The following is a 15426-nucleotide window of genomic DNA, read 5'->3' on the forward strand; positions in this document are numbered from 1 at the left end:
TCTTGACGCGAAGGCGACGAATAGCCGTGCGGATTGCACGAGGTGGCAATTTGCAGGCAAGAATTATGCACACTGCGCCCAATATTCCGAACGCTTTTGACAGGACCCCCTGGTTTCGGCAGAGTGCGCGCTTTTTTTGCGGCCGGGCTGCGGTCGGTCTGGCCAGGAAATTCGAGGTGAAGCGATGAATGCGGTAGTGGTGGCGGTGGGGCTCATGCTGGTCCTCAGCTTGTGCCGGGTGCATGTGGTGGTGGCGCTGATCATCGGCGCGCTGGCCGGTGGCCTGGTGGGCGGCCTGGGGATCGAAGGCTCCCTGGCGGCCTTCAACAAGGGCCTGGGCGGCGGTGCCACCGTGGCGCTGTCCTACGCACTGCTGGGCGCGTTCGCCGTGGCCATCGCCCGCTCCGGCCTGGCCCACGCCCTGGCGGACCGCGCCCTGGCCATGGTGGGTCGGCAGGAAGTGGAGGGCGGCACTGCACTGAAATGGGGCCTGGTGGCCTTGCTGCTGTGCGTGGCGGTTTCCTCGCAGAACATCCTGCCGATCCACATCGCCTTCATCCCGCTGCTGGTGCCGCCACTTCTTTATGTCATCACGCGCCTGTCGATCGACCGCCGACTGATCGCCTGCGTGATCACCTTCGGCCTGATCACCCCCTACATGTTCCTGCCGGTGGGCTTCGGCAACATCTTCCTCAACGAGATCCTGCTGGCCAATGTGGTGAAAAGTGGCGTCGACGTTACCGGTGTGAGCGTTACCCGGGCCATGTTGATACCGGCCCTGGGCATGGTGGTCGGCCTGCTCATCGCGGTGCTGTTCAGCTACCGGAAGAAGCGCGTCTACGACCTGGAGCGCATCGCCCGGGCCGAGGAGGTCACCGTCGCCTACAACCCCCGGAGCCTGGCGGTGGCCGGCGTGGCCATCCTGGTCGCCTTCGTGGTGCAGCTGTGGCTGGACTCGATGATCATCGGCGCGCTGCTGGGCTTCGTGATCTTCTCGCTGTCGGGGGTGGTGCGCTGGAAGGAAGCGGACGACCTGTTCACCGAAGGCATGAAGATGATGGCCATGATCGGCTTCATCATGATCGCCGCCTCGGGCTTTGCCGAAGTGATGCGCGAGACCGGCCAGGTGGCGACCCTGGTGGAGGCCTCGGCCGGCTGGATCGGCCATGACAAGGCGCTCGGCGCGTTGCTGATGCTGCTGGTGGGCCTGCTGGTGACCATGGGGATCGGCTCGTCGTTCTCCACCGTGCCGATCATCGCGGCGATCTTCGTGCCGCTGTGCGTGCAACTGGGCTTCAGCCCGCTGGCCATCGTCAGCATCGTCGGCACCGCGGGCGCCCTGGGCGATGCAGGTTCGCCGGCCTCCGACTCCACCCTGGGCCCGACCGCGGGCCTGAACGTGGACGGCCAGCACAGCCACATCTGGGACACCGTGGTGCCCACTTTCCTGCACTACAACCTGCCGCTGCTGGCCTTCGGCTGGGTGGCCGCCATGGTGCTCTGAGCCTCGTCGGCGGTGCCGGCTTAATCATTCTGACCAACCGGTCGCTTAAGGTCCGTGCGGGGTTGCCGATAGCTTGGCAACCCCGCACTGCTTTCTGGCCCCGCCTCCCGAGGATCGCTCGATGCGTTTCACCCTGAAAACCAAAGTTCTGCTGCTGGCCCTGGTGCCGGTGATCCTCTTCGCGCTGGTGCTGTCCGGCGCCGTGACCCAGGTACTCCGCAACCTGGCCGAAGACGAGGTGCGCAACACGCGGGAGCGCCTGGTGGAGGAAAACCGCCAGGAGTTGAAGAGCTACATGCAGATCGCCCTGGGTTCGGTGCAGGCCCTGTATGACGGGGCGGCACCCGGTGACATGGCCAGCCGCGAGAAGGCCATCGCCATTCTGGCGAAGATCAAGTACGGCAAGGATGGCTACTTCTTCGGCCACGACTCCCAGGTGGTCCGCCTGTTCCGTGGCGACAGCCCGGTGGACGTGGGCAAGAGCCTCGTCGGCCGCAAGGACCCCAACGGCGTGGCGGTGAACGAGCGTCTGGTGGCCGTGGCCAAGGACGGTTCCAACTATGTGGAATACAGCTCCGCGCTGCCGGACAACGAGAGCGTGCTTGTGCCCAAGCTGGCCTACAGCTATTACCTGCCCAAGTGGGACATGGCCGTGGGCACCGCGGTGAACCTGGACGGCGTGGAGGCCGAGGTGGCCGAGGTGCAGCGCGAGATCGAAGAGCGCGTCAGCACCATCGTCACCAGCGTGCTGGTGATCGCCGCCGTGCTGCTGGTGATCTTCGGCCTGGTGGGTATGGGTCTGGCCAACGCCCTGGTGCGTCCGCTGCAGCGGATCAAGGCGAACCTGGACGATATCGCCGCCGGCGAGGGCGACCTGACCCGCCGCCTGGTGGTGGACAGCCAGGACGAACTGGGTGACCTGGCCACCTCCTTCAACAGCTTCGTCGAGAAGATCCACGGCCTGGTGCGGCAGATAGTCGACATGACCGGTCAGCTCACCGGTCTGGTGGGCGAGGTGGCGGCCCAGGCCCAGCGTTCGGAGCAGGCCATGGAGCGCCAGCGCCAGGAAACCGACCAGGTGGCCACCGCTATCAATGAAATGTCCGCCGCCGCCCATGAAGTGGCCAAGAGCGCCCAGGGCGCGGCCGAGGCGGCGCAGCAGACCGACCAGGAGGGCCAGGCCGCCAAGCAGGTGGTGGACGGCAGCATCACCCGCATCCATGCGCTGGTGGGCGACATCCGCAGCAGCGGCGTCTCCCTGGACAGCCTGCAGCAGGACGTGCAATCCATCGTCAGCGTGCTCGGGGTGATCCGCTCGATCGCCGAACAGACCAACCTGCTGGCGCTCAACGCCGCCATCGAGGCGGCCCGCGCCGGTGAGGCCGGGCGTGGCTTCGCCGTGGTGGCCGACGAGGTGCGCGCCCTGGCCAGCCGCACCCAGCAGAGCACCCAGGAAATCCAGGGCATGATCGACCGCCTGCAACAGGGCACCCAGGACGCGGTGACCGCCATGCGCCGTTCCAGCGACGCCGGCGAGACCACCAGTAATCAGGCCAACCAGGCCGGCGCGTCCCTGGATGCCATCGCCGGCCTGATCGGCACCATCAACGCCATGAACGCGCAGATCGCCAGCGCCGCCGAGGAGCAGACCGCGGTGGCCGAGGAGATCAACCGCAGCGTGCACCAGATCGCCGTGGCGGTGGACAGCGTGGCGGAAGAGACCCGCCATGGCGCCGACACCGCCCGCAGCCTGGCGCGCCTGGGCGACAGCCTGGGCGGGCTGGTGCGCCAGTTCCGCATCTGAGCCTGACCGGGCGGCGCTGGCCGCCCGGTCGATTCCTCCCGCCGGCAACGAGTTGCGCCCAGGGCAGGGCGCAAAAAACACTTCGCACTTTCCGGAAGGCGCCACGGACTAAGCTTTAAGTCCCCAACCCCCTCGGCCTCGCCATGGCATCTCGGCGCCAAATGGAAAGCGGCACCCTGCTCCTGCTGGTGGTGCTGGTCTCCCTGGCTTTCTGCTGGATTCTGCTGCCGTTCTACGGCGCCGTGTTCTGGGCCGTGGTCCTGGCGGTGATGTTCAGCCCCCTGCAACGCCACCTGGCCTTGCGCCTGGGCGGGCGCGGCAACCTGTCGGCGTTGATCGCCCTGGGCACTTGCCTGCTGGTGGCGGTGCTGCCGGTGCTGCTGATCTGCATGATGCTGGTGCAGGAAGGCGCCGACTTCTATCACCGCCTGGACACCGGCGAGCTGGACATAGGGCCTTACGTCCAGCAGTTCAGGTCGCTGTTGCCACGCTTCCTGCAGCAGCATCTGGACCGCCTGGGCCTGGGGGATTTCGACGTCCTGCGTGATCGCCTGGTGGCCGGCATGCTCCAGGGCAGCCAGTTCCTCGCCACCCAGGCGTTCACCATCGGCCAGAACACCTTCGAGCTCGTGGTGGGCTTCTTCACCATGATCTACCTGCTCTATTTCCTGCTGCGCGACGGCCTGGACGTGGCGCGCAACGTGCGCCTGGCCATCCCCCTGGGCGAACAGCACAAGCGTCGGCTGCAGATCAAGTTCACCCGCGTGGTGCGTGCAACCGTCAAGGGCAACATCCTGGTGGCGATAGTCCAGGGCACTCTGGGCGGCCTGGTGTTCTGGGCCATGTCGATTCCCAGCCCGGTGTTCTGGGGCGTGATCATGACCTTCCTTTCCTTGCTGCCGCTGGTGGGCGCCGGCCTGGTGTGGGGGCCGGTGGCGCTGTTCCTGTTCCTCAATGGCCAGATGTGGCAGGCGCTGGGCCTGGCGGCATTCGGCCTACTGGTGATCGGCCTGGCGGACAACGTCCTGCGGCCGATGCTGGTGGGCAAGGACACGCGCATGCCGGACTACCTGGTGCTGATTTCCACCCTCGGCGGGCTGTCGCTGTTCGGGCTCAATGGCTTTGTCATCGGGCCGCTGATCGCGGCGCTGTTCGTGGCCAGCTGGGAGCTGTTCAACGAAACCCGGAAGAAGGTGATGCTGCCCTGAGCTCCTGCTGCCTTACTCGGCAGACCGGTGCGAGGTGGCCAGCACCCTGTCGGGCAGGGCGGTGTGGGGCGTAACCATGGCCTTCCTGTCGCTGTTGCCGCTGGTTGGGGGCGGGGCTGTTCCGCGAGACGCGGCAGAAGGTCCAGTTGTCGGGGTAGGGCGGGAGAAGAACGGGTTCATCGTGGAGTCCATGGGGAGGGTGCGCACGCTGGATTGGCAATATTGTGTGAGTGTCCTGATTGGCTTCCCGCCTGCGGAGCCCCTCTCCCCCGACCCCGCCCTGAGCCCCAGCCTGATCGCTTCGCTCTCAGTCGTTCATCGGCACCGGAAGCGGTGCTTCCGAAGGCATGCCTCTTCACCCCGCAGGAGGGAGAGGGGTGACTCGCGCCGGCAGGCGCGAAGCAGTCCTGTTGCCCAAACGTGCCTGATACGAGGCAGAAAAGATGACGCCGCGCGGAGCGCCCCTTCAGGAGGCCGAGTGGAGTCGCTGTGAAACGTAGCGAAGCGAAGTAACAGCCGCAGGCTGGCCCGAAGGGCGAGCGTAGCGAGTCAAGGGGTTGAGCGGCATGGATGCCGCGAGAGGCGCGCGGGGCCATGGATGGCCCCTCGCGCCGTGCCCCTGGAACAGCGATGGAACGAGGGAAGTTTGGCGAAGCCAAACCCGGATGTCGGGGCGAGCCCTTTGCTTCCTTTGGGGCGTTTGCCAAAGGGAGTCGCCCGGGAGGGCGAAACAGAAACCCACAGCCCATACGGAAATGAGACGGGCAACAAACCCTCACACCGCACTGCTAATCCCGTCTTCCCGAACGTGCGCGAAGAACCAAAGAAAAACCCGGCACATGGCCGGGTTTTTCGTTGCAAGGGGTCAGCCTCAGTTGGCCAGGGCCACCAGGCCGGAGTGCTGGACCAGGTCCAGCAGCGGCTGCGGGTAGACGCCGAGGAAGAACGCCAGCAGGGCAACGAACAGCAGCATGATGCCGCCGGCGCGCTGGGCCCAGTGCAGTTCCGCGTCGTGACGGCGCAGGTTGGGCTCCACCAGGAACAGGGTGACCATCACGCGCAGGTAGTAGAACACGCCGATGGCGCTGCCCAGGACCATGGCCCCCAGCAGCCACCAGAGGCCGGACTCGACACCGGTGGCGATCACGAAGAACTTGCCGATGAAGCCCGCGGTGAGCGGAATGCCGGCGAGCGACAGCATCATCACGGTGAGCACCGCGGTCAGGTACGGACGGCGCCAGAACAGGCCGCGGTACTCGTACAGGGCGTCGCAGTCGCGGCCGCTGTAGGGGGTGGACATCAGGGTCACCACACCGAAGGCGCCGAGGCTGGTCAGCACGTAGGTGGCCAGGTAGACGCCGATGGCTTCCACCGCCAGGCCCTTGCTGGCGATCAGGGCGATCAGCAGGTAGCCGAAGTGGGCGATGGAGGAGTAGCCGAGCAGGCGCTTGATGTTGTTCTGCAGCAGGGCCAGCAGGTTGCCGAAGATGATCGAGGCGATGGCGATTACCGTCAGCAGGTCGTTCAGCCATCCGCCGGCGGTGGCCGGGGACATCTGGTACAGGCGCAGCAGCACGGCGAACACGGCCACCTTGCTGGCGGTGGCCAGGAAGGCCGCCACCGGCGCCGGGGCGCCTTCGTACACGTCCGGGGTCCACAGGTGGAAGGGGACCAGGGACAGCTTGAAGGCCAGGCCGATGAGCATCATGCCGATACCGATCTGCGACAGCAGGGTGTTACCGGAGGCGGCCAGCTGGCTGAAGCTCAGGCTGCCGGCGTCGGCGTAGAGCAGGGCCATGCCGAACAGCAGGAAGGCCGAGCCCGCGGCCGACAGCACCATGTACTTGATGCCGGCTTCCAGGGAGCGACGGTTGAAGAAGGCGTACGCCACCAGGCCGTAGACCGGCACCGAGAGCAGCTCCAGGCCGATGAACAGGCCGGCCAGGTGCTGCGCGGTGACCAGCACCAGGCCGCCGGCGGCGGCCAGGAGGATCAGCAGGTACATCTCTTCGCGGTTGCCCGGATAACCCTTGCCCGATTCACCGCCCAGGTAGGCGTGGATCAGGGTGACGCAGGCCAGGGTGCCGGCCAGCACCAGGGCCATGTAGTAGGCGCCGAAGTTGTCCACCATGAGCATGGGAGTCACCGCCAGGGGGGCGACCTTGAGGGCGGGCAGGATGGAAACCAGGGCCAGGTTGAGACCGATGACCGAGAGGCCGAAGGTCCAGGAGTGGTGCCGCTTCCAGGCGATGGCCAGCATGACCACGACTATCGTGGCGCAGGTGACCAGCAACGGCAGCAGGGCGATCAGGTGTTGAGTCGTGAATTCCATAACCTACTTACCGGGCGACGAGTTGATTGACGGCGGAGTCCAGCCACTGGTGCACGCCATGCATGCTCGCAGCGGAGGTATCCAGCACCGGTTGCGGGTAGACGCCGAGCAGGATCAGGAGGCCGGCAAGGCCCAGGACCATGGTCAGCTCGCGGTAGCGCAGGCCTTCGTAGTCTTTCTCGTGCTTGGCCGGGCCGAAGTAGGCACGGTGGATCATGATCAGCGAGTAGACCGAGCCGAACACCAGGCCGGTGGAGGCCAGGACGGCGATCCAGGGCACGTGCTGGAAGGCACCCACCAGGATCAGGAATTCGCCGACGAAGTTGCCGGTACCCGGCAGGCCCAGGGCGGCGGCGGCGAAGAACAGGCTGACGGCCGGCAGGTAGGGCATGCGGCCCCAGATGCCGCCCATTTCGCGCATGTCACGGGTGTGCAGGCGCTCGTACAGCTGGCCGCACAGGATGAAGAGCGCAGCGGCGGAGAGGCCGTGGGCGATCATCTGTACCACCGCGCCCTGCAGGGCGATCTGGCTGCCGGAGTAGATGGCGATCAGCACGAAGCCCATGTGCGACACGCTGGAGTAGGCCACCAGGCGCTTGATGTCGGTCTGGGCGAAGGACAGCAGGGCACCGTAGATGATGGCGAACACGCCGAGCCACTGTGCGATCGGCGCGAACTCGGCCGAGGCGTTGGGGAACAGCGGTAGGGCGAAGCGGATCATGCCGTAGGCGGCGGTCTTCAGCAGGATGCCGGCCAGGTCCACGGAGCCCGCGGTCGGCGCCTGGGCGTGGGCGTCGGGCAGCCAGGAGTGGAAGGGCACCACCGGGAACTTCACCGCGAAGGCGATGAAGAAGCCGAGCATCAGCAGGTACTCGGTGCCGGGGGCCATCTGGGTCTTGAGCAGGTCGGCGTAGTTGAAGGTCAGCACGCCGGTGTTGCTGTAGTTCACCAGGACCAGGCCGAGGATGGCCACCAGCATGATCAGGCCGCTGGCCTGGGTGTAGATGAAGAACTTGGTGGCGGCGGTGATGCGGGTCTTGCCCTTGCTGCCGCTGTGACCCCAGAGCGCGATGAGGAAGTACATCGGCACCAGCATCATTTCCCAGAAGAAGAAGAACAGGAACAGGTCGATTGCGAGGAACACGCCGACCACGCCGCCGAGGATCCACATCAGGTTGAGGTGGAAGAAGCCGACGCGGTTCTGGATTTCACGCCAGGAGCAGAGTACCGACAGCACACCGAGCAGGCCGGTGAGGACGATCATCAGGATGGAGATGCCGTCCAGGGCCAGGTGGATGGTGACGCCGAAACGCTCGATCCACTGCACCTTGAACTCTTCGGCCCACACCGGCTCGGTGCCGGGCGCGGGAGCCAGGGTGAAGTCGCCGGTCGCCCACAGCCAGAGGCCGAGGACGAACAGCAGGGACATGGTGAGCAGGGCGATCCAGCGGGGCAGGGTGGAGCCGAAGCGCTCACCTTGCCAGCAGAGCAGGCCGCCGATGAAGGGAATCAGGATTAGCCAGGGCAGAATCATGACGGGCTCAATTCCTTAAGAAGATTCAGGTCAGCAGCACGGCGCCGAGCACAAGCACGGCCCCGCCGACGATGGAAACGGCGTACCAGCGGAGCTGGCCGGTCTGGCTGCGGCTGAGGGTGCCGTTGCCAACACGTACCAGGCGCGGGATCAGGCCGATGCTGCCGTCGATGGGATCGCGACGGAGCAGGCGGCAGATCGCCAGGTAGGGTTTGACGAACAGCAGGTCGTAGAGCCAGTCGAAGCCCCAGGCGGCGTACCACCAGGCACCGAGGAAGCGGCCCGGGGCGCTCTGGGACACCGCGGTGACCAGCGTGCGCTTGCCGAGGAACAGCAGGGCGGCCAGCAGGATGCCCGCCAGGGCGATGGCGCCCGAGGCGATTTCCAGGCTGTGCTTGGCCTCGCCACCGGCATGGCCGACGCTTTGCGGCAGCACACCGGCCAGCGGCGGGGTGATCAGCGCGCCGATGAAGGTGGAGAGCACGATCAGCACGGTCAGCGGCAGCCAGTGGGCGACACCGTGGCCGGCATGGGCTTCGGTCTTGGCTTCACCGTGGAAGGCGATGAAGATCAGGCGGAAGGTGTAGATCGAGGTCAGGAAGGCGCCGGCCAGGCCTGCGTAGAGCAGCCACTGGTGGCCACTGGCGAAGGCTTCCCAGAGGATCTCGTCCTTGGAGTAGAAGCCCGCGGTCACCAGCGGCAGGGCGGCCAGGGCGGCACCACCGACGATGAAGCTGGCGTAGGCCAGCGGCAGTTTCTTCCACAGGCCGCCCATCTTGAAGATGTTCTGCTCGTGGTGGCAGGCGTTGATCACCGCACCGGAGGCAAGGAACAGCAGGGCCTTGAAGAAGGCGTGGGTCATCAGGTGGAAGATCGCCGCGTCCCATGCGCCAACGCCCAGGGCGAGGAACATGTAGCCGATCTGGCTCATGGTGGAGTAGGCGAGGATACGCTTGATGTCGGTCTGCACCAGGGCGGCGAAGCCGGCCAGGACCAGGGTCACGCCACCGACGATGCCTACCAGCTCGAGGATTTCCGGCGTCAGCAGGAACAGGCCGTGGGTACGGGCGATCAGGTAGACGCCCGCGGTCACCATGGTGGCCGCGTGGATCAGCGCGGATACCGGGGTCGGACCCGCCATCGCGTCGGCCAGCCAGGTCTGCAGCGGCAGCTGGGCGGATTTGCCCACGGCGCCGCCGAGCAGCATCAGCGTGGCGATCCACAGCCAGGCGTCGCCGGCCACGTACTTCTCGGGGGCCAGCTTCATCAGCTCCTGGATGTTCAGGGTGCCGAGGTTCATGAACAGGATGAACAGGCCGATGGCCATGAACACGTCGCCCACGCGGGTGACGATGAAGGCCTTGAGTGCCGCGTTGCCGTTGGGGGTGTGCTTGAAGTAGAAGCCGATCAGCAGGTACGAGCACAGACCCACGCCTTCCCAACCGAAGTAGAGGAACAGCAGGTTATCGCCCAGCACCAGGAACAGCATGCTGGCGATGAACAGGTTGGTGTAGGCGAAGAAGCGCGAGTAACCCTCTTCACCACGCATGTACCAGGAGGCGAACAGGTGGATCAGGAAGCCGACGCCGGTGACCACGCCGAGCATGGTCAGGGACAGGCCGTCCAGGTAGAGGGTGAAGCTCGGCGCGAAGCCGGCCACGCTCATCCACTGCCAGAGCACCTGGGTGAAGACGCCGCCTTCCGGCGGGTTCACGTTGAACTGGAAGATGATCCAGGCCGCGGTGAGCGCGGAAAGGCCTACGGAACCCACACCGATGACGGCGGAGGCATTTTCGGACAGACGCCCGCGGGAGAAGGCCAGGATGAACCAGCCAAGCAGCGGGAACAGGCAAGTGAGGAATAGAAGGTTCATCCGCGCATCTCGCTGGCAGCGTCGATATCGAGGGTATGGAAGCGGCGGTACAGCTGCAGCAGGATCGCGAGGCCGATACTGGCTTCGGCGGCTGCAAGGCTGATCACCAGAATGAACATGATCTGGCCGTCGGCCTGGCCCCAGCGGGCGCCGGCGACCACGAAGGCCAGGGCAGCGGCGTTCATCATGACTTCCAGGCTCATGAGCACGAAGAGGATGTTGCGGCGCACCATGAGGCCCGTGAGGCCCAGGCAGAAGAGGATGCCTGCGACCGCGAGGCCATGTTCCAGTGGGATTGCGTTCATGGCGTTATTCCTTAGCTTCGTGGCGGCCGAGGTGGAAGGCGGCGACCAGGGCTGCGAGCAGCAGCATGGACGCCAGTTCCACGGCCAGCAGGTACGGGCCGAACAGCGCGATGCCGACCGCCTTGGCGTCCACGGTGGTGTGACCGATGGTGGCGCCGCTGGCAGTGCCGAACAGGACGTAGAGCAGCTGCGCCAGCAGGATCAGGGAGAGCAGGGCCGGACCGGTCCAGATGCCGGGCTTGAGCCACTTCTTCTCCTGCTCGGCGATGGCCGGCCCGAGGTTGAGCATCATCACCACGAAGACGAACAGCACCATGATGGCGCCGGCGTAGACGATGATTTCCAGTGCGCCGGCAAAGGGCGCGCCGAGGGCGAAGAAGCACATCGACACCGCCAGCAGCGAGACGATGAGGTACAGCAGGGCATGAACCGGGTTGGTGTTGGTGATCACCCGCAGGGTGGAGACAACGGCCACACCGGCGGCGAAATAGAAGGCGAATTCCACGCACGTCTCCTTAGGGCAGCAGGCTCTTCACGTTGATCGGTTCGGCTTCGTTCTGCGCGGCGCCTTTCGGCTTGCCGGCAATGGCCATACCCGCCACGCGATAGAAGTTGTAGTCCGGGTTCTTGCCCGGGCCGGAGATCAGCAGGTCTTCCTTCTCGTACACCAGGTCCTGGCGCTTGAACTCGCCCATCTCGAAATCCGGGGTCAGCTGGATCGCGGTGGTGGGGCAGGCTTCTTCGCACAGGCCGCAGAAGATGCAGCGCGAGAAGTTGATGCGGAAGAACTCGGGATACCAGCGGCCATCGTCGGTCTCGGCCTTCTGCAGGGAAATGCAGCCGACCGGGCAGGCCACGGCGCAGAGGTTGCAAGCTACGCAACGCTCTTCGCCATCGGGGTCGCGGGTGAGGACGATGCGGCCACGGTAGCGCGGCGGCAGGTAAACGGGTTCTTCCGGGTATTGCAGGGTGTCACGCTTGCGGAAGGCATGGCCGAAGATCATCACCAGGCTGCGAAGCTGGGTGAAGGTGCCATGTATGACGTGGATGATTTCTTTGATCATGGCATTTCTCCTTACTGGGCCGAGGCCAGCACCAGGGCGCCGGTTACCAGCAGGTTGATCAGGGTCAGCGGCAGGCACACCTTCCAGCTGAAGGCCATCACCTGGTCATAGCGCGGGCGTGGGATGGACGCGCGCAGCAGGATGAACAGCATGATGAAGAAGCCGGTCTTCAGGGCGAACCAGATGAACGGGATCTGCGGCAGGATGCCGAACGGGCCGTGCCAGCCGCCGAAGAACAGGGTCACCAGCAGGGCGGAGATCAGCACGATGCCAATGTACTCGCCCACGAAGAACATGCCCCATTTCATGCCGGCGTATTCGATGTGGTAGCCGTCGGCCAGTTCCTGTTCCGCTTCCGGTTGGTCGAAGGGGTGGCGGTGGGTTACCGCGACGCCAGCGATGAAGAAGGTACAGAAGCCGAAGAACTGCGGAATGATGAACCACAGGTGCTGGGCCTGGTATTCGACGATGTCGCGCATGTTGAACGAGCCGACCTGGGCCACGATGCCCATCAGCGACAGGGCCAGGAACACCTCGTAGGAGATGGTCTGGGCCGAGGCGCGCAGGCTGCCGAGCAGGGCGAACTTGTTGTTGCTCGACCAGCCGGCGAAGAGCACCGCGTACACCGCGATACCGGCCATGGCGAAGAAGAACAGCACACCGATGTTCAGGTCGGCCACGCCCCAGGTGGGGGTGACCGGGACCACGGCGAAGGCCATCAGCAGGGCACTCATGGCGATGATGGGCGCCAGGGTGAAGATCAGCTTGTCGGCGAACGGCGGGGTCCAGTCTTCCTTGAAGAACATCTTGATCATGTCGGCGCCCAGCTGGAAGGCGCCGAAGGGACCAACCCGGTTCGGACCATGACGGTCCTGCCAGAGGCCCAGCAGGCGACGTTCCACCCAGGACAGCAGCGCACCGCTCACCACCACCGCCAGGAGGATGACGATGGCCTTGAGGACGGCGATGACGATCTCGATCAGTTCGGGCGTCAGCCAGCTCATTGCGCGGACTCCTGTACGGCAGTGACGGTGGCACCGGCGAACACCGCCGGAATGCCCGGCAGGCCGACCGGCAGGCCGATCAGGCCGATGCCCATCTCTTCCTTGACGGCGAGCGGCAGGCGCAGGGTCTGGCCGTTCAGGGTCAGGGTGAGCAGGGCACCGTCATTGACGCCGAGGCGATCGGCTTCGTCCTTGGCCAGGGCCACGTAGGCTTGCGGGATGCGCTCTTGCACCGGGGCGGCGCGGGAGCTGTTCTCCTCGCTGCCGAACAGGTGGTGCAGCGGCACAGCCTGCCAGGTGCCCTGGGCCGGGTTGAAGGCGGCATTGATGCCAAACCAGGGCAGAACCTGGCCGCGCGCTTCGATCAGGCGTACGCCCGGATCGCCGGCACGCAGGTGGCCGCCGACCTCGTCCTGGAACTTGTTCCAGGCCTGGGGCGAGTTCCAGCCCGGGGACCAGGCGAAGGGGATCTGCTGACGGGGTTCGACGCTGCCGGCATAGCCTTCCATGGAGAAGGCGAAGGCCGAGTCCTTGTCCTGGGGCTGGCGCGGCTCGTGCACGCTGATGTTGGCGCGCATGGCGGTACGGCCGCTGTAGCGATGGGGCTCGCGGGCGAGCTTCATGCCCTTGATGCGGAACGAAGCGGTCGGCGCGGCGTCGCGGATACCGGCCAGCAGCGGGCTGCTGTCGGCGCAGGCGCTGGTGACCTGGTCCAGCTGAGTCCAGTCCACCGACTTGCCTTGCAGGGTGCTGTGCAGCGCGTGCAGCCAGCGCCAGCCTTCGCGGACGAGGATGTTGGCGTCGTAGTAGGTCGGCTCGAAGACCTGGAAGAAGCGCTGGGCGCGGCCTTCCAGGCTGACCAGGGTGCCGTCGCCTTCGGCGAAGGAGGCGGCCGGCAGCACCAGGTGGGCGCGTTTGACGGTGGCGGTGTGCTGGTGGTCGGCGACGATCACCACCTTGGCGGCGGCCAGGGCGGCGTCCACCTTGGCGGCGTCGGCGCGGCGGTACAGGTCGTTCTCCAGTACCACCACGGCGTCGGCCTTGCCGGAAGTCAGGGCTTCCAGGGCGGCATCCACGGAGTCACCACCGAACAGGGCAAGGCCCATGCTGTTGGCTTCCGGCACCACCAGGCTGATGGAACCGTTCTTCTCACGGTTCTTCAGCGCGCTGGCGATGTTGGCGGCGGCTTCGATCAGGGCCTTTTCGCCCAGGGAAGCGCCGGAGATGACCAGCGGGCGCTTGGCGGCCAGCAGGGCATCGGCGATGCGCTTGACCAGCTCGGCGGCCTCGGCTTCCAGGCCTTCCACGGCTGGGGCGCTCGGGTCGATGGCGTGGGCCACGGCGAAACCGATGCGGGCGAGGTCGGCCGGGGCGGCGTGGACGCTTTCGGCGGCGACGTCATCCAGGCGGGTGGCGGCGACGCTGGCGATGAACAGCGGGTTCAGGGCGTCCTGGGCGACGTTCTGCACGGCGGCCATGTGCCAATCCTGGATCTTCATCGAGGCGGCGATGTCGGTGGCCTTGCCCTTGACGGCCTGGCGCAGGGCGAGGGCCATGCGGGCGGCGGTCTGGGTCAGGTCTTCGCCGAGGACGAAGATCGCGTCGTGCTTCTCGATGTCGCGCAGGGTGGGCACAGGCAGCGGGCCGTTCTGCAGGACGTCGCGGATCAGGCGCAGGTTGGCCAGCTCACTGGCGGCGATGCCGGAGTAGTAGTTCTCGGCGCCCACCAGCTCACGCAGGGCGAAGTTGCCTTCGAGGCTGGCGCGCGGCGAGCCGATGCCGATCACGCGCTTGCCTTGCAGCAGTTCGGCGGCCTTGTCCAGGGCGCCATCCAGACCAAGCTGCTGGTTGCCCAGCAGCGGTTGGCGCGGACGGTCCTCGCGGTTGACGTAGCCGTAGCCGAAGCGGCCGCGGTCGCAGAGGAAGTACTGGTTCACCGAGCCGTTGAAGCGGTTCTCGATGCGGCGGATCTCGCCGTAGCGTTCACCGGGGCTGATGTTGCAGCCGCTGGAGCAACCGTGGCAGATGCTCGGGGCGAACTGCATGTCCCATTTGCGGTTGTAGCGCTCGGAGTGGGTCTTGTCGGTGAACACACCGGTGGGGCAGACCTCCACCAGGTTGCCGGAGAACTCGCTCTCCAGCACGCCGTCTTCGACGCGGCCGAAGTAGACGTTGTCGTGTGCGCCGTAGACGCCGAGGTCGGTGCCGCCGGCGTAGTCCTTGTAGTAGCGCACGCAGCGGTAGCAGGCGATGCAGCGGTTCATCTCGTGGGAGATGAACGGGCCGAGCTGCTGGTTCTGGTGGGTACGCTTGGTGAAGCGGTAGCGACGGGCGTTGTGGCCGGTCATCACCGTCATGTCCTGCAGGTGGCAGTGGCCGCCTTCCTCGCACACCGGGCAGTCGTGCGGGTGGTTGGTCATCAGCCATTCGACGACGCTGGCGCGGAACTGCTTGGCCTCTTCGTCGTCGATGGAAATCCAGGAGTTGTCGGTGGCGGGAGTCATGCAGGACATGACCAGGCGACCGCGTTTGTCGTTTTCGTCGGTGTACTGCTTGACCGCGCACTGGCGGCAGGCGCCGACGCTACCGAGCGCCGGGTGCCAGCAGAAGTAGGGGATGTCGAGTCCGAGGGACAGACAGGCCTGCAGGAGGTTGTCTGCACCATCGACTTCGAGCGTCTTGCCGTCTACGTGGATAGTGGCCATGGTTCAGTCTTCATCTGCCCGTGTGACCGGGCTTTGGCTAATGGAATCAGCGTGCGCGCGGGGCCGGGTCACGGCCACCGCTGCGCGAATCCT

The 15426-nt window shown here is 65.9% G+C and carries 11 protein-coding genes; 3 read left to right on the forward strand and 8 right to left on the reverse strand.

All coding sequences use genetic code 11. The features are described from left to right. The first annotated feature begins 184 nt into the window (after positions 1-184). The 3 genes from PCA10_RS12280 (at position 185) to PCA10_RS12290 (ending at position 4516) form a co-directional block, all read left to right on the forward strand. Positions 185-1504 (forward strand): Na+/H+ antiporter family protein, encoded by a 1320-nt coding sequence (locus PCA10_RS12280; RefSeq protein ID WP_016492409.1) that lies wholly within the window; start codon positions 185-187, stop codon positions 1502-1504. A 121-nt stretch (positions 1505-1625) separates the two neighbouring features. Continuing rightward, positions 1626-3308, forward strand: a complete 1683-nt coding sequence (locus PCA10_RS12285) for a methyl-accepting chemotaxis protein (RefSeq protein ID WP_016492410.1) — start codon at positions 1626-1628, stop codon at positions 3306-3308. A 161-nt stretch (positions 3309-3469) separates the two neighbouring features. Continuing rightward, positions 3470-4516, forward strand: coding sequence for an AI-2E family transporter (locus PCA10_RS12290; RefSeq protein ID WP_016492411.1), 1047 nt, complete (start codon positions 3470-3472; stop codon positions 4514-4516). Positions 4517-5387: 871 nt separating this feature from the next. Here PCA10_RS12290 and nuoN read toward each other — a convergent pair. The 8 genes from nuoN to nuoG are packed head-to-tail and all read right to left on the reverse strand — an operon-like array spanning position 5388 to position 15333. Next, a complete protein-coding gene (nuoN, locus tag PCA10_RS12295) occupies positions 5388-6848 on the reverse strand; it encodes an NADH-quinone oxidoreductase subunit NuoN (RefSeq protein ID WP_016492412.1) in 1461 nt (486 codons plus the stop codon). A 7-nt stretch (positions 6849-6855) separates the two neighbouring features. Further along, positions 6856-8382: an NADH-quinone oxidoreductase subunit M gene (gene nuoM, locus PCA10_RS12300; protein ID WP_016492413.1), complete on the reverse strand. Its 1527-nt coding sequence runs from the start codon at positions 8380-8382 to the stop codon at positions 6856-6858. A gap of 25 nt (positions 8383-8407) precedes the next feature. Continuing rightward, on the reverse strand, positions 8408-10255 hold the full coding sequence (gene nuoL / locus PCA10_RS12305; RefSeq protein WP_016492414.1) for an NADH-quinone oxidoreductase subunit L: 1848 nt from the start codon (positions 10253-10255) through the stop codon (positions 8408-8410). Continuing rightward, positions 10252-10560 carry an NADH-quinone oxidoreductase subunit NuoK gene (nuoK, locus tag PCA10_RS12310; RefSeq protein WP_016492415.1) on the reverse strand — a complete coding sequence of 103 codons (309 nt, stop codon included), beginning with the start codon at positions 10558-10560 and terminating at the stop codon, positions 10252-10254. Before nuoK ends, nuoL begins: the two co-directional genes overlap by 4 nt. Before the next feature lie 4 nt (positions 10561-10564). Further along, positions 10565-11065, reverse strand: a complete 501-nt coding sequence (gene nuoJ, locus PCA10_RS12315) for an NADH-quinone oxidoreductase subunit J (RefSeq protein ID WP_016492416.1) — start codon at positions 11063-11065, stop codon at positions 10565-10567. 10 nt (positions 11066-11075) lie between these two features. Beyond that, positions 11076-11624, reverse strand: a complete 549-nt coding sequence (gene nuoI / locus PCA10_RS12320; RefSeq protein WP_016492417.1) for an NADH-quinone oxidoreductase subunit NuoI — start codon at positions 11622-11624, stop codon at positions 11076-11078. Between the two features lie 11 nt (positions 11625-11635). Continuing rightward, on the reverse strand, positions 11636-12628 hold the full coding sequence (gene nuoH, locus PCA10_RS12325) for an NADH-quinone oxidoreductase subunit NuoH (protein ID WP_016492418.1): 993 nt from the start codon (positions 12626-12628) through the stop codon (positions 11636-11638). Continuing rightward, positions 12625-15333 (reverse strand): NADH-quinone oxidoreductase subunit NuoG, encoded by a 2709-nt coding sequence (gene nuoG, locus PCA10_RS12330; RefSeq protein WP_016492419.1) that lies wholly within the window; start codon positions 15331-15333, stop codon positions 12625-12627. Before nuoG ends, nuoH begins: the two co-directional genes overlap by 4 nt. Positions 15334-15426: the final 93 nt, after the last annotated feature.

Source organism: Pseudomonas resinovorans NBRC 106553 (genome assembly GCF_000412695.1).
Classification (GTDB): Bacteria; Pseudomonadota; Gammaproteobacteria; order Pseudomonadales; family Pseudomonadaceae; genus Metapseudomonas; species Metapseudomonas resinovorans_A.